Below are 22,514 nucleotides of genomic sequence, written 5' to 3'. Positions count from 1 at the left end.
TGGGTCTATTTTAGTAGTCTTAGAGAATATCTCTGTAAATCTGTCCCCTTGCCAACAGAATAATCTGACTGCGAGATATTGCAAATGTCCTAGCTATTTCTGCTTTCGATATCCCCTCACCTAAAAGATAGCGAATCTCCCCCACCTGTTCGGGTTTGAGTTTGCGGTTGACAGATGGAACGAAAGGAAAGCGGTCTTTTTCTATAGCATCGCGGGAGTTATCGGCGGGAGTTCCTTCCCACAAATGGTCTGGATTGACACAACCGCGATCGTCGCAACTGTGACACGCAAAATAACCGGGTTTGACAGGCCTTCCCAGTTTGTGTTCCAGTACCAGTCTGTGAGCGTAGAAACTTTTTGTTTTGCCATTAATTTTAGTACCCTTAATGGCGTAACCATCACTTCTTTTAGCCAAGGTGCAAATCATGCAGCCATTCGGCTGTATTTGGGCCCGAATCCCGGGAATTATTTCTCTGCCTCGCAGTTCTTTTTGAGGTTTCGGAGCCGATTTACTTCCTACTTTAATTCGTCCTTTTCTAAACCTGTCTTGAGAATTTTCCAGCCTAGAACCTTCCCATAAATGGTTAGGATTGATGCAGTTTCGGACATCGCAACTATGGCAAGCAAAGTATTCTGGTCTAATCGGACGACCTAAGCTATTTTCTAATACTAAGCGGTGGACGGTAAATGTTTTCCATTCACCGTTAATGCGAAGTCTATTGTTGGAATAGCCACTGCTAGATTTGGTTAGGGTAGAGATAATACAGCCCGTCGGCTGAACCTCGCCAAAGATGCCAGGAATTACCTCTAATATGTTATCGTCCATCTGTGCAACTCCTACTTTGTTTAGGTGTTGGATTGGCATCCCCGCAGCGCTTTCAAGACTGCGAGGTTGCTTTTTGTCTGCCATCATTGCCACACTAATCTGCTTGTAAATCAGCCGCTAAAAAGAGCATTAGACAATTAATTATTGTCTTTCTGCTGTTTCTACTCGGAATCTTTCCACCGATGTCAAAAGGTCGCGGGCAACGCCTACCAAATTTTGCAGAGCACCGGAAACTCGCTGTGCTTCTTGCGATGTTTCCTGAGCGGTCAGCTCGACAGCTTGCATCACAGAGGCCACGGCGCGAGCTGTTTCGTTTTGCTCTACAGTGTCCGCAGTAATCGATCGCACTAACACGTCAATTCGATTAGTTACTTGAATGATATCTTCAAGCGATCGCTTCGCCTGTTCTGCCAATCTTGTCCCCTCAATCACCTGCTGCGTCCCTTCTTCCATCGCCGTCATTACCGCGCCGGTTTCGCTTTGAATTTGCATCACGATCTGCTCAATTTCTTTCAAAGACTTAGCCGATCGGTCTGCCAATTGTCGCACCTCGTCTGCCACGATCGCAAACCCCCTGCCCGCTTCCCCAGCTCTCGCCGCCTCGATACTGGCGTTGAGGGCCAACAAATTCGTCCGGGAGGCAATAGTAGCAATAAGAGCCACAATCTTAGAAATTTCTTGAGAAGCTTCCGCCAACCGCTTGACTTTTCTCGTGGTTTCTGCTACCGTTTCTCGAATTTCCAAAATCCCGGCCACCGTCCGCTCCACAGCCTCGCCCCCTTTCAGAGCCGTTGCCGCCGCGCCCCGGGCCACTTCTTCCGCCTCTCTAGCGCTCTCTGCGACCCGTTGAATCGCATCGGTGAGGACTTGCACCGAATTCAGCGTCGCCGCCAGTTCCTCAGCCTGCCGCAGCGCATCGGAAGACAAATCGCCCGCAAACTTGGCACTATCCGTAGCGCCTTTGCTGACCTCCCGAGCCGCCTGCTTCACCTGATGGACAATTTCGCGCAGGTTTTGAATTGTCAAGTTAAACGAGTCAGCCACAGCGCCCAAAACGTCTGCCGTAACTTCCGCCGTCACCGTCAAGTCGCCCCGAGCCGCTCCTTCCACGTCATCTAGCAAGCGAATCACTTGGCGCTGCAAATCTTCTTTTGCCTGTTCCTGTTCGTCAGACTTGCGCCTGGTATCGCTAATCGTAGTTTGGATCACCTTCGCCATGTGGTTGAATTTAGCAGCCATTTTGCCAAATTCATCTTCCGAGTAAATCGTAGCGCGAGCGTCCAAAGTTCCTTGAGATACAGCATCGAACTGAGCTTGCAAATTGTCCGAGGACTTGCGCACCTGCTTGGCGATCAACTGGCCGATGCCCCAAGAAGTTACAAAGCTCGTCAAGCCAGCGGCGGCGGTCATTGCCCAGCCTGTTTTGCGCAGGTAAACGATCGTCGCCTCCGGCTCGTCTTGCCGCAGAGCTTGATAGGAAGCAATGTTGGTCACGAAAGCTACAGCTATCAGAGAAACCAGTCCGGCCCCGATTGCCGTGTACAACTGTTTTGTAAACAGAGGGGCATTTTCCAAGAAAGCCAGTCCCCCCTGTTCCACAGTCACCGAAGTATCGAGCGCTTCTGTTTCTGTCGGAGCAAAAGTCGGCACCGACGCATCAGCAGGGCCGGAAATGCTAAAGATCTCGTCGTCTCGAATTGCCGAGCCGTCGCTGTTATCAAAGTCCAGGCCGCTGCCGCTCGTGCCCATCATGCCGCTGGTCGAGTTGCCGAAATTGGTATTACCTCTAGTCAGGATCGAACTGCTGGCATCTTCTGAGATGTCAAAGTCCGGCAAATTGCCCAAATCGTCAAACTCGTCAAATTCGTCTAAAAAGCCGCTGTGTTCTTGAGTGTTCCCTGTTCTTGACGACCAGTCGCTGCTGTTCTTAGTGGCAGCCCCGAAAGCAGTGGCTTGCTCGTTTTCGTCGAGAGAGAAAGAATCGCTGAAAGCGTCGTCATCAAAAGCGTCTAACTCAAAGCTGTCGATCGAGCCAAATGCCGGCGGTCTCGAGTCGCCGTAACCGTTGCTGTTGGAGTTTGAGCGATCGGCCGAATTAAATTGTCCCCGGCTCGACCTTGACGAGTGAGAATTGGGGACAGCACCTCCCATCAGCAGCGTTTCATCTTCCGCCAGCGAATAGTTGGACGAGTAGTCCGAGCCAGCATCCGGCTGCTTGTTTTGAGGTCGAGAAGACCCAAAACCCGACGACGGGGAAATCGGCTCGGCAAAGGGGTCTGCCTCTGGGGCCGCGGGTGCCTTCTGACCGTGACTTTGCCCCGTCTGGGGCGGGGCTTGGTAGTCGTAGTCGTCGTTCATGTCGAGTTCGTCTGGCAAATCGAGCGGCGCAAAAGGTTCGCCAAAATTGTCAGACGGCCCGGTGGGGGAGTCGAGTTGGTTGTAGTCGAAGGAATTCCCGGTGGACGAGCCGGCAAAACTTTGACCGTTGAGTACCTGAGTCGGAGCTTCTGAAAACAAATCTTCTGAATAAGGTGCTCTTGAAGCAGACACTTTGCTGTCTGACAAGTCAGCAGCATCAAACCCTCCATCATCTAAGCCAAAAGGATCTCCCAAGTCCGAGCCGAATTCGTCCATGTCTAGCGGCTCGGACGCATCAGCATAAGCTGCCATCGCGCCGCTGTCGCCAGCAAAGGGGTTAGAATGCGAGGTTAAATCTTCGACAGAGCCCGCGCCACTGCGGTCTTCTGGTTCCCACTCCAACCCGCTCATGCCCAAGTCTGCCAAGTCCTCGTTTTCCATGTCCTGTCGAGATTGACTCCCGTAGGACATGGATGGGGAATTCCCTTGGAAAAGTCCCAAGTCCGGGTCTTCCAACCCTTGATCCAGAGATAAGTCTGGGTAGAATTCCAATTCAGTTTCAGCAGACAAAGCCTCCAAATTTTCCGTGTGCAGTTCTCCGGATAAAAATTGGTCTGTGTAGGTAATTCCGCTGTGAGCGTGTTCGACCAGACTCTGGTCGTCACTCAGGCCTAGCACCACCGTGTACTGTTCCCGTGCCACCTCGTACTGTTGCAGTCCGTAGCAGTAGATGTGCCCGCACAGCAGCCGAGCGCTCGGGTCTTCGGGAAAATCTTCTACTAATTGATAAACTAGGGCTGCGGCTTCTGAATAGTTGCCATCCATGTAGGCCGCTTCTGCCCGTTGGTAGTCCTGCTGAAAGTTGGTACTTGTTGCCATTTGCCGCCCTCTTTAGATTTTTGATTTTAGATTTTTGATTTTAGATTTTTATCTGGAATGTTTAGATGCGCGCCTCAAGTCCTGTGACTGTTGATAGTTAGACCCCAATCGCAAATCGCAAATCGCAAATCTCAAATCGATTTCACGCTGCCCACCGCGCTGAGCGCAGAATTTTCACTTGATCTAGCAGTCGGAGCACTTTAGTCGCTGGTGCACCTAACATCCATTCTCCCCTCAGAAATGGAATCATGCCGTCTGGTGCATTGTTCTGAGAGTGCAGTTGGTCTACGTCGAGCCAGTCCATCCCCACAATTCGATCGACTGCCAGCCCCAAAATCGTGTCTTGGTCTTCCACAGCCACGATCGGGATTTCGGGTCTGTCTGTATTCAGAGGTGTTTGGTCTCCCAAAAATTGGCCGAGGTCTGCCACCCAAATCACACGTCCTCTCATGTTTAGCGTACCTAAAAGCAAAGAGGAAACGTTGGGAATGGGTGTCATCCTGTCTGGGGACGGGGATAGCACCTCTCTAATCCCTGTCGCCGGCAGTGCGAACTCGTTCCCCGAAGGAACGTAAAACCGCAGGTGCAGCTCGCCTTCGGGAGTTTCTAGTTCTTGGAATTCCGGAGCCTGATCTATGCCTTGTCCTGGTAATATAAAGTCTGGGCCACCACTAATCATAATTCTTCTCTCTGGGAAACCCACACCGTACCCGTACTCAAGTCGGTGTTGGGAGGAAAATGCGCGCTGGGTCTATGAAACATAACTATAACCGTCCTTTTTGTGAATGTGTTGGCAGTATTTATGACTAATTCCTTGCACCAATCCTGTTTGAGTTGAAACCTTAAAACTTCAACGGTTGCGGGTACCAATTCGACTGTGCAAGTCTTTATTTTGTTGCCAGTATTAACTATCTGATACTTTTAACCGTTACACCAGGGACATTTTAGATATCCTAGATGCTAAGTACAACACGATCGAGCAGGGCATGAACGATCCCGGCGGTATCCCGCATAGCCTTCCCTAAAATCCCGACCGCGACCTTGTAATCCCTAGGGATTTCATACCCACCGCGAGGCCACTTAAACTTTTTGGAACCACCCAATTTTAAGTGTACCTGTCCACAAGACGTGCAAGTCTTAGAGGTATATTCGTCTCTAATCCGAACCCACTTGGAACCGTAACGGTAACACAAGTGTTCTAAGGTTGGGCTGAGTCGATCGAAAGCCCAATTCATCATTGCTCTCGCCATTTTACTCCTTAACTTACGGCTTTTTTTTACTACCATTTGAGATGTCTCAAATGTCGGCAAAACTCTAACATCGTAAGTTTGGGCAAGCTGGGAAGCAATTTGTTTGTGACACTCCGAATGTAAATCCTGAATCCGGGTTCTTAAGACTGCCATTGCTTTACGCAATTTATAGCGAACTCGTTTAAAGTTAGAACCCTTCGCCCGGTAATGTCTTGACTTTAAGCGATCGATACGAACGCATAATCTAGCAATTTTGTTAAAATCACCGCTGTCCAATTCCCAGAATTCATTACCCTCAAACCCGGTGATGAAAGTACGAATTCCTGGCCCGATAGCACTTAATCTGTCTGACTCACTTGGTTGGCACTCAGCCTCAACTACAAAGCGAGCGAACCACCGACTTTTTTGGTAAGTTAGTTCGGTGGCGCGATCGGTTACTATACAAAAATTAGGCCCAATAAATTCAGGCTTGTCTGAGTGCTTAGTCGTTTCAACCATCCACCCACCCTTATTGTAAGCGGTTGGGTCAAATTCCCGCGTGAGTTTTTGCTCTCGGATACTGCAAAATTTTGCCGTCCTTTTTCCGCTAACACGTTTTGTTTTCGCCCAAGCTTCACAGGCTGACATTGATGAATTGTCTAAGAGTTTGGACGCCCCTAAATCAATGCACCATTGAGGAATTAAACCTGATGTTTTTAGCACCATTCTCAAGCCTCGCTTTCTTCCACTCTTGCCGATTTGGGTAAAACCTTGATGTTCGTTGATGTCAGCAATTGAAATGTTGTAAACTTGGCCAACAGCGCTCACCCACTTTTTCCTGATTGCCGCTAATTCCTGGCACGGGTAAACTTGGTAACTTACTGTCTTTGCATACTTGCTGTTTGTACTTTCTGAGTCTCGCGCCAAGCCTGCAACTAAAGATGTGGAGGATGGCGAGGATATTTTCAACGATTTCTCGTTTTGGGCTAAAGTCGCGCGATTTGAGAACCCATATCTCAGTTTTCGATCCAGGGCTCGGACATGAGATAAGATTGAATCCAAACCTGCACCAACCAGCTTTGCGGGCAATGACAACCAATCCGACATCATTTGACAAAACGGATTCCAGTTTGGTTTGAAGGTCTTTTCTTTTGAATTTGAGTCCAGAGCCGAGGTCGGTTTAGCCATAAAGCCAGCGTTTGCTTTACCTGGGAAATTTAACAGAAGATGTCTTGTATGTCTAGTATGGGTGAGATTTGAGCCTCAAGGAGTCATTGCTCTGCGAATCGGTTTTGGCGATCGGCCCAAAGTGGAGAACAAGTATATTATATTTGCACTTTGAGCGACTTGATCCCGACAGCAGTCGAGAAATTGAACAGAGTTTTACCGACGCCCGGAGGGTTTCGGCGCGAATTTATACATTCTAGTTTATGGTGCGATCGCCCGCAGCAAAGAGCTTTCTCTCTCTGAATGTCGAGACTGCGCTGGCGCCGTCCGGTACAAAAAAGCTCCAATGGTGCCACCGGTGCGGAATTTATTTGGCTTCTAATTCGTCTTCTAGCTCAGGTGCTAATAATCTTGCCGATAGATTGGCCCGAGGGTAGCCCGGGCCCACATATTTTTCTACCAGCATTAATAACTCGCTTTCGCCAAAGGGTTTGGTGAAATAGTCAGTCGCCCCCGCCATGCGGGCTTTAACGCGATCGATAAAGCCGTCGATACCCGTCAGCATGACGATCGCCGTCTGCCGGAAAGCGCTAGAATTGCGCAGCATCGCGCAAATTTCGTAGCCGTCGAGTTCGGGCATGGCGATGTCGCACAGAATTAAATCTGGTTTGAGTTTAAAAACCAAACTCAGGGCTTCAAGGGGGCTGCTGATGCCAGTAGCTTCGTAACCCTGTTCGTTTAAAATTGACTCGACTGTTTTGCGAATCACATTGTCGTCGTCAATACAGACAACTCTCTTGACCTTGGTTTCTGGAGACGACCATTCTTTTTTGTTGTTGGCTGGGGCAACAGAGGGCTCGTAAAATACTTGCACCAATCCCTGCTGCACGAAGGGGTAAATCGCCTTAGCGACAGTCAGCACGTCTCGGTTGAGGTAGCGCGCCATTTGGCGGATCGAAGTGCGGCCGTCGGCCCAGCGTCTGAGAGTATTAAAGGTATTGGCAGGCAGCGCGACTCGCAGCTCGGCGGGGTCTGAAATTACCGGGCATTGGTTGGGCGACTGAATGTGAGGGTGAAACTGCTTCCACTGCTGCACCTGTTTGACAATCTTCGCCAGCAGCGAGCTAATTTCTAAGCTGGTCAGTTGAGGAGCCAAAGCTGACCCCATTTCAAAAGTGAAGGAACCCTGATGGAGGCTGAGCAAGTCAAATAGGGTTTCGTGGATCATGCTGTGGATGATGTTGCGCCCTTGAGCTGGGGTGAGGATGTGGTTTTCTAGTAGGGCCCACAGGTAGCCGTATTCTGGGGCATTGGTAGATGCCATATAGGGAAGTTGGATTTTGTCGAGGGCGGTGTCTGCTTTGTAGCGGCGCAGGTAGTCGCGCAAGCGAAACAAACTGCCCGCACTCTGGGTAGCGTAAATAATCTGACCGTTGAAGCAGAAGACATACCAGGATTGTCCTGCAAGGGAGCGCTGGGTAGGTAGAGTACCCGTGCTGCTGCCGGTGGAGCTGTATGCCTCTACGAACAGTTCTCCGGTGCGCTGACCTAACTCAATTAATTGCAGGATGCTGCGGATGTCTATTTCACTCAAATTTCCCTGCATGCAACTAAAGTGTCCTCCTTAAAACCGTTGGCGTCTGAGCTCGGAAAGACTGTGTGCTGGCGCTGATATTAACTTTAGTTTCGGTCAATAATTTACGCGCTTGATGCCTTTGGCACAATTGGGAATTGACACTGCCGGCAATTTTCTGTTTGTAAGTCGGCCGCGCTACCAGTCCACAAGCTGAAACCGCGAAAGAAAGCGGCATTCTCCCAGTGTAGAGTTTCACCTGGTATTCCAACTGTCGCCTCAACTGGTAGAATCCACATCACACTGCATTGTCCGGGCTTTTCGAGCGTGCAACGCTGGCATGGACGACTGGTTCAAGTCTTCGAGCGCAAGAATTTTGAAGTTTTTGGTCGAGTATGCCGTCACTTGAGGCCACACATCTTGACTTGTGGAAACTTCAAAATACCCAGGATTCTCTGGTTTTACCGCTGCTACCAGCAGCCGAAACAGCCGATCGATCCCGGATGTGAGCTTGAGGCTGGTCTGTTGGGTTGGATGAGTTGCGATCGAGGTTTTTTTTGGGTTTGCCACAGCCCTAAAATCTGGTGCAGTCAAAATGAACCTTTGTTGGCAATTTTCAGGAAAACTCGCTACTGCCGATCGACCTTTTTGCTTGCCTGCGGTGAGCGTCACAGTTCGAGCGTCATTAACCTATTCTAAGGCAGCGCGGTTCAAATCCCTAGCTCGACTGCCGACGGCGCCGGATTAGAGTAAGATTGGGGCAAAATCGCGATCGACGGGCAACGAAAGCCTGATACAATCAATGAAAGTTTTTTACTGACTGACATTTTTCGGCTTTGGGCTATGGCAGTCCCCGCAGTGAGAGCTAGTCTTTAATCAAGCGGCATTGATACTGCTCTCCCATTCGTCCAGAAAACGGGCGGCGGCAGTGCTGTCTGGACTCACTGCGTTCTTAGGCAGTGCTGTGCGCGAGTGCTGAAGACAGTTGGGAAAGAATGCTATCCCCGGATTGGGCAAACGACACCAAAGAGAGGACTATTAGTGTGCTGTATCTAGCAGAAGTACAAAAACAGAGAAGCGGCTTTGGTCTCGGTGGCGGTAAGGCTGAACTGAAACTGCTAGCTTGTCAGCGGGGCGAACACAATTGGAGCGCCGTACCGGGCGATGACGCGATCCCAGTTGAGGAAGCTAATAAGTTTAACGACGGCACGCTGGTGCTGGTGGAGTTGAGCGCTAGCAAGCAAGTGCAGCGGATTCAGGAGGCGGCCCGCCAGTTGGTGAGCATTCTGCAAAATTTCTCGCGCTTGCAGGACAAGTTTAAGGATAAGGAAGAGGAAATCGAACAGTGGAAGGCTTCTCTGACTTTTTCGAGTCAGGAGCTCAATCGCCGGGAAATGGAAATGCAAGCCCGCGAAGAGCAGTTGGCTCAAATGGAAGACGAGCTGGAGCGGCTGGAGGCTCAGCGCTCGGAAATTGAAAATACTCGCGATGAAGCTAACCGACTGCGGGATGAGGTCGATCGCAGCCGCGTGGAAATTGAGACGGCTTGGGAGCAGTTGCGGGGCGAACAGCAGCAGGTGGCTCACCAGCAGTCTCAGGTTCCGCAGGGGGCGGTGGTTGACGAGCAGCAGGCACTGAGGATTCAGGAGTTGATGAACAAGCTGGGAGGAGCAATTTCTTCGGCTCAAGGGGTTCGGGAACAACTGAATCAGTCTTTTGGTGTTGTGGGGGCTCAGCAGGCAATTCTGGACTTGCACTGGCAGCAGTTGGAGCAAAAACGGGGAAACGCTCAACAGCAGCAGGAAGAGGTCGACCGACAAAATCAGAGCCTCCAAAACCGCTGGCAGGAGTGGTATCAATCTCAAGATGCTTTGGCCGGGGCTCGGGCGGATCTTAAAGGGCAGCAATGTACCCTCAGCGCTAAGCAGGAGCAGGCTCAGTCGGTGTCTGTGCAGGTGCGGGCCCTTGAGGATTTGTACCAGCAACTTTCTAGGCTCGCATCTGCTTCGGGTGCTGGGGGTACGGAGCAGCAAGTAGATGTGTCCGCTCTGGAGAAGATGCCGGTTGAAGAGTTGCAGGGGCTGGTGCAACACTTGCAACAGGATTTGGAAAAGGTGTTCCGGTTTGTTAACGATCAAGAGGAGGAGTTGACTCTCCAGCGGGAGACAATCGAGGAGCTGCAAGCCAAAATTCAAGCGGCTTCCGAGTACGATCGCATGGCTTTGGAAAATGAAATGGCTGATGAACTCGAAAGCTATCAGATGTTGAACGAAACTCTGGTGGGACAGCGCCTCCGCTTGCAGGAACGGGAAAATGTTTTGAAGCAGCATCAGGGGGTGCTGTGGCGCCGCTTGGGTACTGCCACTGCTTCCAAACAAGAGCGCGATATTGATTTGGGGCCGATCGTCGCACAGCTTAATTCGGGACGGCAGCAGCAAAGCCAAGAATTGCAAAGGCTGGAAAATGAAATTCAGCAGGTGCGGGAAGTAATATCTCAAATTGAGGGAAATGTCAACCGCCTTCAGGGGGAAAGTGAGGCGAAACGCTACGAACTCAAGCAGTTAGAGCAGAATTTGTTCAACCAGAAAGGTGCAGTGGCGGAACTCTGGGGCCGGGTGAATGTTTATCAAGAAATGTTGCAACCGGTGCAGGACAATTTGAGCGGGCTGCGCCAAAAGCTGGAAGCGGTGGCGGGAGAACTCGATCGCGTGCAGCAGAGTGGAGAGGAGCAAGATCGGGTAGTTTCCGATTTGCGGCAAGCTCTTTCGGGTTTTATGACGGCTTAAAATTTAATATCTAAAATTATCCAAGGGTTTTCAACTCTGGCGATCGCTCCTCCTGGAAATGGATCGGTTTGCGATCGGTTGGGGGCTGCGGTTAAGCTGGTGAGTTTTTCTACGCTGTCAAAACTGGGTGCACAGGGCAATATTTGTTGCAGTAGCTGCCGCATAGCCCGCCGCTGCAATGCCAGGGGTGCTTCTCGCAAAATCTGGCGATTTAACTTGACGGGAAGTTGAATTTTCACCGGCTCGTTGTCTGCAATGGGAGAGATTGCTCGCTGTAGCAAGTCGGTAGCAGCTAGTTCGAGAAATTCTACGTCGGCGCGGAGGAGTTCGGCTGTTTGGGCGAGGGCTTGTTGGGCTTTTGGGTTGAAATGAGTTTCTAAATAAGGCAATAATTGCGATCGAATGCGGTTGCGGGCATATTTGAAGTCTTGATTTGTGGAATCTTCCCAAATTGGGAGTTTTTGCTCTTGACAAAATTGACCTGTTTGCGATCGGGTGATTTCCAGCAAAGGACGAACCAAGTGAATTTTAGATTTGGGATTTGGGATTTTCGATTGCGGATTTTCATTTTGATTGTGCGATCGAAAATCGGCCGATATTTGGGAGTTGGGATTTTCCTCGGAATCCCCCAATCTAAAATCTAAAATCGGCAATCGAACATCGGCAAGGGGCCGCGTCCAGGTGAGGGCGGAAAGTCCGTCTGCGCCGCTGCCGCGAATCAGGTTGTAGAGGAGTGTTTCCGCGCGATCGCTGGCTGTGTGGCCTGTGACAATGTAGGGGTAGTTGCGGGCGATCGCAATTTCGGTTAAAGCTTGATACCGCCACTGTCTGGCCGCTGCTTCTGTTTTCGGGATATCTCCGGCTGTTTGCAAATAATAGGATATTCCCCAATTTTTAGCTAAATTTTCTACATGATTGGCATTAGATTGGGAATCTGAACGCCAGCGGTGATCGCAGTGTGCGATCGCTAAGTTCCAGCCCCATTTTGGCTGCAAATCGAGCAGTAATTTGAGCGTACACAGAGAATCTTGTCCGCCGGATACTGCTACTAACAATCGCTGATTTGAGGGCAATATTTGTCGGTGCAGCAGCGTCCGGTGCAGTTGAGCGTGGAGGTGCGTCCAATTGGAAGATTCAGGCATTACAGTTGGCAGTTGACAGTTGACAGTTGACAGTTGACAGTTGCCCGTTGATAGTTGACAGTTGTCAGTTGTAGGAAGGATGCTGTTTTAAGCTCCTCAACTCAAAACTCTGAACTTAAAATTAAAAAATCTTCCTCCTTTCCCTCTGCCGTAAGTAGCAGCTTAGCTCCACATTCCTAAACTCTGGGGGTCGCTGTCTGGATACCTAGAAATAGGAAAATCATTACTTATTTGTGTTGAGTCGCTGACATCTAATTGCTCATTTGTATCAAGTTGCTCTGAGTCTGAGCTATCTTCGCCGTTGTTTTGCGCGGCGTCTGATTCTTCCGGGGCTGCTGGAAGGGCTTTTTGTTCTTTGATTTCAGGTTCGAGGGGAAGGAACTCCAGGCGCAATCTAACTTTTCCTTGTGTCCAGGCTTGTCCGGCACTTAAAAGCTCGCAATCCATGCCATCTGAAAATATTTTTTCTTCTAGCAATCTTGAATGCAGAATTGTCATATATTCGCTGACTTTGAACGTACATTGATACATCAAAGCGCTGGTAGGAGCAGACAAAACATCGTCTTCTTTGAGAAATATTTGTGAATCGTCCATATCAATTGTCATTATTTTAATGAAGAAAGTTCGGCAACGGATTTTGTAACGGATTTAACGGATGTTGAGGGAAAAAATCTGAGGGAAGAGGGAAGAAAGTTTTACGGTCTCGGTAGTTGAGTAAGCTGGGCATTGCATTGGTATCAAATTAACGTCAAACGTAGTACCTGTCTGCTGTTTTACTATTAGGATCTGATCCCCCCTAGCCCCCCTTAAGAAGGGGGGAACAAGAGCAGTTTCAAAGTCGACCCCTACTCCCCTTTTTAAGGGGGATTTAGGGGGATCTAGACTCTGCTGTAAACGAGATATACAAAGGATTTTAGGCTTGAACAGACACGCTTTGCTGGTAAATTGCCGCCCTACAACCGGAGATGATATTAATCCCTATTTTTTGATTTAGGCAGTTTTTTGGGGGCTGATTTGTGGCTCGGAAATTAGAAAAACCAACCGTAGGAATGTAAACCTTTGCCTAACAGATTGACGCCTAGATAACAAATCCAAACTACCACAAAACCTGTGGCGGCTAAAATTGCTGGGCGTCTTCCCTGCCAGCCGCGAGTGATGCGGGCGTGCAGGTAGGCTGCAAATACTAACCAAGTAATCAGCGCCCAAGTTTCTTTCGGGTCCCAACTCCAGTATGAGCCCCAAGCTTCGTTCGCCCACACTGCACCGGCAATAATCCCAACTGTTAGTAAGGGGAATCCTAAACCGATGATGCGATAGCTAATGTTATCAAGGGTTTCTGCTAGATTCAAGCGCTGGGGCGAGAGAACTTCTGCGGTTTGAGTTTGGGGAGTTGATGCGGTTTGAAGGGTTGCTGATTCGAGCACTGCGGTGGTGCCAAAACCGTTATTGTTGGAGTTGAAAGATGGTTCGCTGAATGCTAAGGCGCTGTCGGCGACTGTTTCGAGGGTTTGAGGTTCGGGGTTTTGTGGGCGTTGCAGGCGGTAGTTGCCGTTGCGGGTGCTGTTGGTGCCGAAGGAACTACCGGTGAGTTCGATTTTTTGGCCGCGGGTGACGATTAAAAATGCGATCGCCAGCAATGCTCCTACCATTAAAGTTGAGTAACTGAGCATCATGACGCTAACGTGCATCATCAGCCAGTTGGATTTGAGAGCTGGTACTAGGGGCTCTGCAGATTGCATGGTTGCGGGCAGAGTCAGGGCTGCAAAGGCGGATATTGCCATTGCTACGGGGGATGTGGCTACTCCTACTAGGCGGGAACGGCTCATGTTTTCCGCGACTAGGTGGATGGCGGTGATTCCCCAAACTAGAAAAAATAGGGATTCGTAAAGATTGCTGAGGGGGAAGTAGCCGGCTTCTATCCACCGAGAACCTAGTAAGGCGGCGATGGAAAGGTTGGCGACGGCCATTCCTGCGGTGCCTAGGGCGGATAGGTAGGGAATGCCGGGGAAGGCTGCGCCCACCCAGTAGATGAGCATTGTTGTGAACAAGATGGCGAAGGAGATGTTGTCCAGCCAGTTCTGGAGTACGACCAGATCCATATAATTTACCCTCGTAAGGTTTTTACTTATTTTTGCTAACTAGATCGATCGTACTGGGGTTGGGCAGTTTTGGGTTTGGGTTTTTGAATTTTTGTGGCAATTCTGAGTTTTTAGCGGTTGTTGAGGTGCCCGCGGGCGATCGCGCGGACGCATCAAACAAGCTACCATTGACCCACTAGACGAGTGTCACCCCGTCAAGTCACGCTTGTTGATTCTGGCTGACGGCTTGAGGTTGGACGAGTTGAAAGTAAGGAAACACCGAATGCTGATGGGCTAAGTTCGATCGCCGATTAACAAAATTACGACTTACGCACGGGGGGGCAGAAACCGGGTTTGATGGAGGAAAATCCTTCGTTCGTACTCGAAGATAAGCGTAAAAAACCCGGTTTCTTTGTCGGGAGTGCCTCTAGGACTGAAAATATAGGATGTTTTTCGATCTGGGGCTATCTGGAATCCTTTAGAATTGATTGAGCAGATTACCGACTTGCTGTTTTTGCAACCAGCAAAAAACGGGTACCGTGCCACGTACAATCGTTGTGGATACTCCCCAAATTTTAGACCAAAGCTCAAGCTCCCAGATTGATCGAGGCGAGTCAATTCTAAAATCTAAAATTCTTCAATTCTTTAATCGACTGACGGTTGGATGAGTGGCACACGCTAGAGGAGATGTTGGGTTAATGCGTCGAGATTCAATATTTTACAAGTTATTTCAAGAAGCTCCGACGCTGCTGTTTGAGCTATTGGAAGAGTCACCCTCGAATGCGGAACAATATCGATTTGACTCGGTTGCTGTGAAGGAACCGAAGTTTGAAATTGATGGGGTGTTTTTGCCGCCGGATGCTGAGCCGGGAGTTGTCTATTTCTGTGAGGTGCAGTTTCAGCGGGATGAATTGTTGTATGAGCGATTGTTTGGTGAGTCGTTTTTGTATTTTTATCGCAACCGTCAGCGGTTTACAGATTGGGAAGCGGTCGTAATTTATCCGAGTCGATCGACTGAACAATCAGAAACGCATCCGTACCGATCGCTTTTGAACAGCAATCAGGTGCATCGGGTATATTTGGATGAGTTGGGTGCGATCGAACAGTTGCCGCTGGGGGTGGCGCTGATGGCGTTGACGACGATCGACGAAGCGAGTACGCCGGAAGCGGCGCGATTGTTGCTGGCGCGATCGCAGCGGGAGGAATCGGAAGCAGCGAGTCGCGCCATAATAGAGATGCTGACGACGATACTGGTTTACAAGTTTACAAATTTGAACCGAAGGGAGGCAGAGGCGATGTTAGGGATTACGCTTGAGGAAACTCGGTTTTATCGGGAAGCTAAGGAAGAAGGCATCGAGCAAGGCCTTGAGCAAGGCATTGTGCAAGGCATTGTACAAGGCATTGTGCAAGGCCGCGAACAAGAAGGAAGAGCCTTGATTTTACGTCTGTTAAATCGCCGTCTGTTAAATCGGCGAGTTGGAACATTACCGGAATCTATCACTACCAAAATTGCTGATTTGTCGATCGAGCAAATTGAGACTCTAGCAGAGGAATTGTTAGATTTTCAGTCGATCGAGGATTTAGAGGTTTGGCTGGAGAATTTGCCGCAGGGAGATTGATACGAGGTTAGGAATTGCACTTGAGGGGGCGATCGCGCCCTTTACGCGCACAAACACATCAAACGTACTCCCCCTCTACTTCCTGGGTTTTATGGTTCTTTTGGTGCATCCGCCGTTGCTGAGAGGATGTTAAGGGTGCGATCGCACATAATGGTTAACAGATAACGATGTGGCAAGTTTTATACTGCAACCTTTTTAAGCAGATATTAAAAAGAGAGGAACGATATGACTTTTGCTGGTGGGGTAGCAGACAAACTAGGCAATCGCTACGAAGGTCGGTGGACTGTGCATTGTATGGTTGATGTCATGGATGAGAAAGCCGATTCTATTAGTCTAGAACCACCAGGTATAGACGGCATAGAGTTTTTTATTCGTCGAAATGGTAAATTGGAGTATCACCAAGTTAAGCGACAAAAAAGTGGGCTTGGGCGCTGGACACTAAAATCTTTGGAAGATCAACAAGTTCAAGTCCTATCTGACTTTTGGAGAAGTCTTAGGAATCCAGATGTTTCTTGTGTATTTATTTCTACTCAAGATGCAGAAGAATTGCAAAGGTTAGCGATGGATGCAAGAGATGCTGCATCATTGACAGACTTTGAGCAAACTTATCTTAATAAAAAACTATCTGGTCACTTCGATACGCTCCTTCAGAAATGGGGGAATTGTTCTCGCACAGATGCTTACGAAGCGATCAAGCGAGTTAAAGTGGAAACAGTTGGCGAGCAATTTCTGGTTAATACTGTTGATAATCGTTTAGCAGCTTTAGTTGAGGGCGATTCAAAAACTGTAAGGATTGAACTGGCTGAACTAGCACTAAACAGAATTAGGAATGAGTTAACAGCACATGATATCTGGCATTACCTATTGGAAGAAAGAGGCTATCGCCGTCGCGAGTGGGGCAAAGACCCTCACGTTTTGGCTGCTGTCGATCGAGTGAACGATCGCTACCTTTCTCGTTTGCAGAAAGAAGCGATCGCAGGAGCAGTAATCCCCAGAGATGAGGTAGACATTATTTTAAATAAGCTCACCTCACTAGATAGTAAAGGCGGTGTATTAGTTGCTGGTGAAGCTGGAGTTGGTAAAAGCGGCGTCATTCTTCAAGCTGTGGAAGCGCTTCGTAAAGAGGGTATCCCGTTAATAGCTTTTCGGGTAGATCGTTTAGACCCAACAGACTCACCCGATCAAATCGGAAAACAGCTAGAAAATTTACCCGGTTCTCCTGCTCATGTTCTAGCAAATATTGCACAAGGGCGTGATTGTGTCCTGATTATCGATCAGCTTGATGCTGTAAGTACAGCTTCTGGTCGCAATCCTCAGTTTTTTGAATGTATCGATCTAATCATCGACCAGGTTAAAGCTTATCCACAAATGCGTCTACTGCTAGCCTGTCGCAAGTTTGACCTAGATTATGACTACAGACTTAAGCGTTTAACAGGTGAGAATGGCATTGCCGAGACAGTGATAATTAGCCGCCTGTCTCACGAAAAAGTGCGAGAGATGGTTGCAGAACTGGGATTAGATAGCAGCTTACTGAACAATCAGCAACTAGAATTGTTATCTATTCCTTTGCACTTGAGATTGCTAGCAGAAGTTGCAGAAGTTTCAAAAGCTAATGTCCTCAACTTTACGACAGCCAAAGATATATACGATAAGTTCTGGGACTATAAAAAGGATGTTATCTACGGTCGGCTTGGTGCTTCTGAGCATTGGACGGATGTAATATACACTCTCTGTGATTACATGAGTAAACATCAGAGGTTGTCTGCTCCCAAAGCTCGTGTGGATACATATGGAAAGACTGCTGAATGGCTGGCATCTGAACACGTATTGATTCTAGAGGGGCAGCAGTATTCATTTTTTCATGAAGGTTTTTTTGACTATGCTTTTGCCCGTCGTTTTGCAGGTGAGGATGAGGAATTATTGGGCTTTTTGGGAAGTAGAGAACAGCAACATCTGTTTCGCCGGGCTCAAGTTCGACAAATTTTGGTTTACGAAAGGGATGCAGATCGCGATCGCTATCTTGCCGACCTCCAAGCTTTACTCACTAGCTCTAACATTCGTTTTCACATAAAAAAGGTAGTATTTTCCCTGCTTGCAGCGCTAGATGACCCCACACAAGAGGAGTGGGAAATTATAGCCCCCTTGATGGGTGACGAATCCGAGCCTATCACACAACAAGTCTGGCGAACTTTGCGTAGCTCGGTTCGTTGGTTCCAACTACTAGACTCTCTACGATTAATAGAAAAATGGCTCAGGGATGAGAACGACGAGCGTATCGAGCAAACGATAACGCTGCTCTCTATTATGCAGAGGCAGATACCAGAGCAGGTGGCTGAGCTAGCAGAGCCTTTTATTGGTGTATCAGAAGCATGGCATAATCGGCTAAACCACCTTATACAAGGGGCAAAAATTGTTCCTGAGCGTCGTTTTTTTGACTTTTTCCTGCGACTGATTCGTGAAGGGATTCTTGACCAACCAGGAGGAAGAATCGATTCCACTCGCGACTTTGGGAGGCAAATTTATTCTTTACTTCAAAAGCGTCCTGAATGGGCTTGTGAAGCTATTGGTTGCTATTTCAATCGGTATTTAGATTTAAGTATTGCTGCTGGACAACCCAATTTATTTGATCGCAACTTTGGCACTCTACCTCACAGCCAATTTCACGAAAAAATTTTAATGGCAAGCGCCCGTAATGTTCCCAGAGCTTTTATTGAACACCTACTGCCTTTCATGCTTCGGGTAATGGAGGTAACGTCTCAGCAGGAAAATAATCCACCTTGGCCTGATTCAGTCTGGTATTACCGACATTATGGTAAAGGCTATGACATTCATGATGCCTTATTAAGTGGGATGGAAGAGGCAATATCGAATTTGGCGGCGAACCATCCTGAAGACTTTTCGATCCTCGCAGAGCAGCATCTTCGTAACTCCAATTTTGAAACAATCCAGTTTCTGTTGATTCGTGCCTACACTGCGAATGGAGAAATATTTGCCGATGAAGCCATTGATTACCTCTGCGAACAACCAGTACGACTCAAAACAGGATATTTAGTGAGTAATGGAAATACTTTGGCTGCTCCCTATTGGGCTACCAGACAGCTAATAGAAGCAACTACTCCACATTGCTCTGAAAAAAAGTTGGTAAAACTTGAGGCATTAATTCTCAGCTACTATGAGCCATTAATTATCGATTCCGTAGCTCTTAAATTCCGAGGTTATCCACAGCTTCTTTTGCTAGATGCTATTGATTCCTCGCGACGGACAGAAATAGCTAATCGTCGGTTACAGGAATGGAAACGCAAGTTCACCGCCCTACAGTTAATACCATCAGAGAAAATCGAACCACCAGAGGAAATTATAGCTTCTATTGTTGGTTCTCCAATACCTAAAAAAGCAGCAGAAAAGATGACTGATGAGCAATGGTTAAAGGCTATTGCTCGTTATGATTACAATGATGTTAGAAGTGGATTTCAGCGGACTGGGCAAATAATAGGTGGAGCTTATGAGTTATCTAGACTTTTAGAAAGCCAAGTAAAACAGGAGCCTGTACGCTTTGCTAAACTAATATGGCGGTTTCCCGATCCCGCGAATTCATCTTACTTTGATGCAATTTTACGCGGTTTTGCAGAAGTTTATCTAGATGTTGAAACTGCTTTTATGGTATGTCAGCGTTGCCACCAATTACCTAATTCTCCTTGTGGTCGGTCGATTAGTTGGCTGATGGGGAAATTAGCTGATTTAGCTTGGTCTCAAGAGGCTTTTGATATTGTAACTTGGTATGCCTTAAACGACCCTAACCCAGAACAAGAGAGTTTTAACGGACAGGTTTACTATGGTGGTGATATTTTAAATGTTGGAATTAATTCCACGCGAGGTAGTGCTGTAAGTGCCATCGCCAAACTAATTTTTGCGGATAAAAATCGCGCATCTTACTTTCGGCAACATCTCCAACAGATAGTTCAAGACTCTTCCATTGCTGTTAGATCGTGTGCTGTTGAAGCACTAACAGCAATGTTGAATTATGACCGAGACTTAGCTGTCAGCTTGTTTCAGCAACTTTGTGATACCGAAGATGCACTTCTAGGAACTCAGACTGTTGAGTATTTCTTGTTCTACGCTTTACAAACGCATTTTGAAATGCTGGCATCGATTGTTGAACGGATGATTATGTGTGAGTTACCGGAAGTAGTAAAGGTTGGGACTAGACAAGCCTGTGTAGCATCTCTAAATATCGAAGAGGCACGTTGGCTGGCAGAACTGTGCTTGTCTGGTACAGAAACTCATCGCATCGCTGCTGCTGAGATATTTGTTGTCAACTTTCGTCAAGCACACTTTCGTAAATTTTGTGAAAATGCATTAATAAATTTTTTTGATGATTCGACTGAAAAAGTGCGTTCTCAAGCAGCTAGGTGCTTCTTGCATTTTGAGGGAGATGAACTGGGTGATTACATCAGTTTAGTGGAGGCATTTGTTGATAGTCCAGCATTTTCTAGTGATGAATACAACTTAATTCATGCCTTGGAAAAGACAACAGCTAAACTTCCAAATGAGGTTACTTATCGAGTGTGCGATCGCTTTCTCGAAGGCTTGAGGTCTGATGAGGCTGATGTTCGCCAGCGTGGAAGTATTAAAGCAGACGAAGTTAGTCAATTACTGCTGCAATTGTATAGTCAAAGCCAAGACAAAAACCTACAAGTGCGTTGTCTTGACTTGATTGACTTTATGACTCAGATGGAAGTTTACAAATTGGCTGAGGTGCTAACGCAATATGATAGATAAAAGCGAGTCTGTTTCCCGTGTAAGGTTCGTGAAGCGAAGTAATGACAATAGCGAATTGCCTTCCTGATGGCAGCACTGATTAAGTTAAAATGGAAGAGACACTAAAAAATCGGCAATTATCAGTATCCATCCATTTATACTTCCTCTTCCGCAATTAGCTAATAGTCGAGATCCCGCCCATTCAAAAAGTCGCTCGCTCGCACAACCAAAAAGTCGATCGCCCGCACAGTCAAAAAGTCGATCGACTAAAACAAACCTCATTACCAAGGATTACCAATCATTCTAAAAGCAGCCCAATAATAAGGATGAGAAAAATTCCGAGTCGCCGTGGAGGCCAACTCCGGCGGTAGCGGCACACTACCAACAGAAGTCCGCAACATCCCCCCTTCAATGCGCACCTCTTGGCGCAACATCGCTAATTGCGCTTGCCGCAAGGCCTCAGCCTTAATCGGAGCCGTTTTCAACTGCCCGTAAAACTCCGCCATCAATCCCAAACTGCCCTCGTCGCTGACATACCAAAGAGTTGCCAGAGCCGATTTAACCCCTGCTTGCACGGCTAAACCGCCAAAGCCCAACTCCGCCTCTCGATCGCCCACAGCAGTCTTGCAAGCGCTCAAAACCAACAGTTCAACTTGCGGGCTGTGCCATCCCATGTCCCGCAACTGATCCAAACGCAATTTAGTATCCCACAACTGAATAAAGGATTGGCTGGGGTTTCCCGATTTAAATTCGGCGTGAGTAGCCAAGTGAATCATCCCAAAAGGGTGCTGCTGGCGCTGCGATTGCAAATTGGCCAGGGTGAAACCTTGGTTCAAGAAAGACTTGCCGGGCCACTCCTGGGGGGTGATTGTCGATACTTCTATCTCCACCGCAGGTAAACGACTCATCCCTGCAAATTGCGACGCCCCCATTGCCAAAACTTGGGTATTTTTGAAATTGGTGGCGCTGGTATCTGTCAAACTCAGACTCGCCATGGAGCCGACGCTGTAACGCTCTATCAGAAAGCCTTTGCCGTCGTGCAGGGCCGCCATCGGGATCGATCGCAACCCCATATCCGAGATAAAAGATAAATTCTGAATGCCTTTGGCTTGCAGTTGTGCTTCCAGCGGCGCTACCATCCACTGGTAGAGCTGCTGAGCCAAGGGTAAATAAGTTTTAGTATTGCGCTTTACCGGATTAGTCAATTCGTTGCGAAATCTCCCAACAGCTTCCATTACCTGGGCGCGAGAGGTTCCTGAGATGCGCACTCGGACGGGCGCGCCTTCAGGCGCGATCGCGATCAGTTCCAGTTCGTCAGAGGCTTGAATTTGCTGTTCTACGCGCAACAGCGGCGAACTGTTGTTAGGCCGATCGACTGTAGAACCCTTGGGTACAAAGCTGATATAGATGAGAGCTGGTTTGATTCCTGTAGCTTGTTGAACGCCGCGAAGGGTAGTTTGAGCATCTTTTAGGGTGGCGATCGCATTTGTGGGTGGCAAATTTAGGTAATCGACAAACTCCCTAGTAAATCTGTCCTCTGCGGGAAAAATAACGGCGCCCGGGTTAGGTGGCAAGTTGGAAGCGTCAATATTCGGGGCGGCGGAGGGTGAATTGCGCTGTTGCAACGAATTAGATATCTGGTTTTGCTGTTGCAAGCTGGCGGAAAATAAAGGATTTGTGCTGGGCAGCCCGCTGGCTGCGAGTTCCGGAACTCCCAGCAGTGTCGGTATCGGTGCGAGATTGATTGGCGCGGCAGCAGGCCCAATTTGAGTAATTGTCGGCCCTGGTGCGAGCGACACATTCGATACCGGTGTTTGATTTTGATTTACGGTCTGTGCGAGCGGCACATTTGATATCGGTGTTTGATTTTGATTTACGGTCTGTGCGAGCGGCACATTTGATACCGGTGTTTGATTTTGATTTACTGTCTGTGCGAGCGGCACATTTGATACCGGTGTTTGATTTTGATTTACTGTCTGTGCGAGCGACACATTTGATACCGGTGTTTGATTTTGATTTACGGTCTGTGCGAGCGACACATTTGATACCGGTGTTTGATTTTGATTTACGGTCTGTGCGAGCGACACATTTGATACCGG

The 22,514-nt window shown here is 48.2% G+C and carries 13 protein-coding genes; 3 read left to right on the top strand and 10 right to left on the bottom strand.

Features of this window, described 5'->3' with window-relative positions; translation table 11 throughout:
• Nucleotides 1–19 precede the first annotated feature (19 nt).
• The 6 genes from QUB63_RS24060 to QUB63_RS24035 form a co-directional block, all read right to left on the bottom strand.
• Entirely contained in the window at nucleotides 20–913 is an 894-nt protein-coding gene (locus QUB63_RS24060; protein WP_332947850.1) for an HNH endonuclease, read from the bottom strand.
• Nucleotides 914–967: 54 nt separating this feature from the next.
• Nucleotides 968–4,063, bottom strand: coding sequence for a methyl-accepting chemotaxis protein (locus QUB63_RS24055; protein WP_332947849.1), 3,096 nt, complete (start codon nucleotides 4,061–4,063; stop codon nucleotides 968–970).
• A 142-nt stretch (nucleotides 4,064–4,205) separates the two neighbouring features.
• On the bottom strand, nucleotides 4,206–4,739 hold the full coding sequence (locus tag QUB63_RS24050; protein WP_293251166.1) for a chemotaxis protein CheW: 534 nt from the start codon (nucleotides 4,737–4,739) through the stop codon (nucleotides 4,206–4,208).
• A 277-nt stretch (nucleotides 4,740–5,016) separates the two neighbouring features.
• Nucleotides 5,017–6,120: a transposase gene (locus QUB63_RS24045; RefSeq protein ID WP_332947848.1), complete on the bottom strand. Its 1,104-nt coding sequence runs from the start codon at nucleotides 6,118–6,120 to the stop codon at nucleotides 5,017–5,019.
• Nucleotides 6,121–6,826: 706 nt separating this feature from the next.
• A complete protein-coding gene (locus QUB63_RS24040; protein WP_332947847.1) occupies nucleotides 6,827–8,065 on the bottom strand; it encodes a response regulator in 1,239 nt (412 codons plus the stop codon).
• Between the two features lie 246 nt (nucleotides 8,066–8,311).
• Nucleotides 8,312–8,704, bottom strand: coding sequence for a hypothetical protein (locus tag QUB63_RS24035; protein WP_332947846.1), 393 nt, complete (start codon nucleotides 8,702–8,704; stop codon nucleotides 8,312–8,314).
• A gap of 323 nt (nucleotides 8,705–9,027) precedes the next feature.
• Between QUB63_RS24035 and hmpF the strand changes: the two genes are divergently transcribed.
• Nucleotides 9,028–10,818 carry a pilus motility taxis protein HmpF gene (gene hmpF, locus QUB63_RS24030; protein ID WP_332947844.1) on the top strand — a complete coding sequence of 597 codons (1,791 nt, stop codon included), beginning with the start codon at nucleotides 9,028–9,030 and terminating at the stop codon, nucleotides 10,816–10,818.
• Here the strand turns inward: hmpF and tilS are convergent.
• The 3 genes from tilS to ccsB all read right to left on the bottom strand — a co-directional run bounded on the left by tilS (nucleotide 10,815) and on the right by ccsB (nucleotide 14,059).
• Nucleotides 10,815–11,960 carry a tRNA lysidine(34) synthetase TilS gene (tilS, locus tag QUB63_RS24025; RefSeq protein ID WP_332947843.1) on the bottom strand — a complete coding sequence of 382 codons (1,146 nt, stop codon included), beginning with the start codon at nucleotides 11,958–11,960 and terminating at the stop codon, nucleotides 10,815–10,817. The two genes, hmpF and tilS, sit on opposite strands and share 4 nt — an antisense overlap.
• A gap of 162 nt (nucleotides 11,961–12,122) precedes the next feature.
• Nucleotides 12,123–12,554 (bottom strand): KGK domain-containing protein, encoded by a 432-nt coding sequence (locus QUB63_RS24020; protein WP_332947842.1) that lies wholly within the window; start codon nucleotides 12,552–12,554, stop codon nucleotides 12,123–12,125.
• A gap of 434 nt (nucleotides 12,555–12,988) precedes the next feature.
• The gene (ccsB, locus tag QUB63_RS24015) at nucleotides 12,989–14,059 is read right to left on the bottom strand and encodes a c-type cytochrome biogenesis protein CcsB (RefSeq protein ID WP_332947841.1); all 1,071 of its coding nucleotides are present in this window, start codon (nucleotides 14,057–14,059) and stop codon (nucleotides 12,989–12,991) included.
• Between the two features lie 677 nt (nucleotides 14,060–14,736).
• Here ccsB and QUB63_RS24010 point away from each other — a divergent pair.
• Together QUB63_RS24010 and QUB63_RS24005 are read left to right on the top strand one after the other, a co-directional pair.
• Nucleotides 14,737–15,657: an Rpn family recombination-promoting nuclease/putative transposase gene (locus QUB63_RS24010; RefSeq protein ID WP_332947840.1), complete on the top strand. Its 921-nt coding sequence runs from the start codon at nucleotides 14,737–14,739 to the stop codon at nucleotides 15,655–15,657.
• Nucleotides 15,658–15,882: 225 nt separating this feature from the next.
• Nucleotides 15,883–20,436: a hypothetical protein gene (locus QUB63_RS24005; RefSeq protein ID WP_332947839.1), complete on the top strand. Its 4,554-nt coding sequence runs from the start codon at nucleotides 15,883–15,885 to the stop codon at nucleotides 20,434–20,436.
• Between the two features lie 260 nt (nucleotides 20,437–20,696).
• On the opposite strand, the gene QUB63_RS24000 is transcribed toward QUB63_RS24005, so the two are convergent.
• On the bottom strand, nucleotides 20,697–22,514 hold a 1,818-nt coding region (locus tag QUB63_RS24000; RefSeq protein WP_332947838.1), incomplete at its 5' end, for a CHAT domain-containing protein.

It is taken from the genome of Microcoleus sp. ARI1-B5, assembly GCF_036705795.1.
Lineage (GTDB): Bacteria > Cyanobacteriota > Cyanobacteriia > Cyanobacteriales > Microcoleaceae > Microcoleus.
Note: the sequence above shows the minus strand (reverse complement) of the source record. Positions and strands in the feature narration are given on the sequence as shown.

What these genes read in the sequence shown, in the direction of transcription:
- tilS (WP_332947843.1), bottom strand. Translation starts at nt 11,960, where the DNA reads ATGCCTGAATCTTCCAATTGGACGCACCTCCACGCTCAACTGCACCGG.
- QUB63_RS24010 (WP_332947840.1), top strand. Translation starts at nt 14,737, where the DNA reads ATGCGTCGAGATTCAATATTTTACAAGTTATTTCAAGAAGCTCCGACG.
- QUB63_RS24005 (WP_332947839.1), top strand. Translation starts at nt 15,883, where the DNA reads ATGACTTTTGCTGGTGGGGTAGCAGACAAACTAGGCAATCGCTACGAA.
- hmpF (WP_332947844.1), top strand. Translation starts at nt 9,028, where the DNA reads ATGCTATCCCCGGATTGGGCAAACGACACCAAAGAGAGGACTATTAGT.
- QUB63_RS24060 (WP_332947850.1), bottom strand. Translation starts at nt 913, where the DNA reads ATGATGGCAGACAAAAAGCAACCTCGCAGTCTTGAAAGCGCTGCGGGG.
- QUB63_RS24040 (WP_332947847.1), bottom strand. Translation starts at nt 8,065, where the DNA reads ATGCAGGGAAATTTGAGTGAAATAGACATCCGCAGCATCCTGCAATTA.
- QUB63_RS24055 (WP_332947849.1), bottom strand. Translation starts at nt 4,063, where the DNA reads ATGGCAACAAGTACCAACTTTCAGCAGGACTACCAACGGGCAGAAGCG.
- ccsB (WP_332947841.1), bottom strand. Translation starts at nt 14,059, where the DNA reads ATGGATCTGGTCGTACTCCAGAACTGGCTGGACAACATCTCCTTCGCC.
- QUB63_RS24020 (WP_332947842.1), bottom strand. Translation starts at nt 12,554, where the DNA reads ATGGACGATTCACAAATATTTCTCAAAGAAGACGATGTTTTGTCTGCT.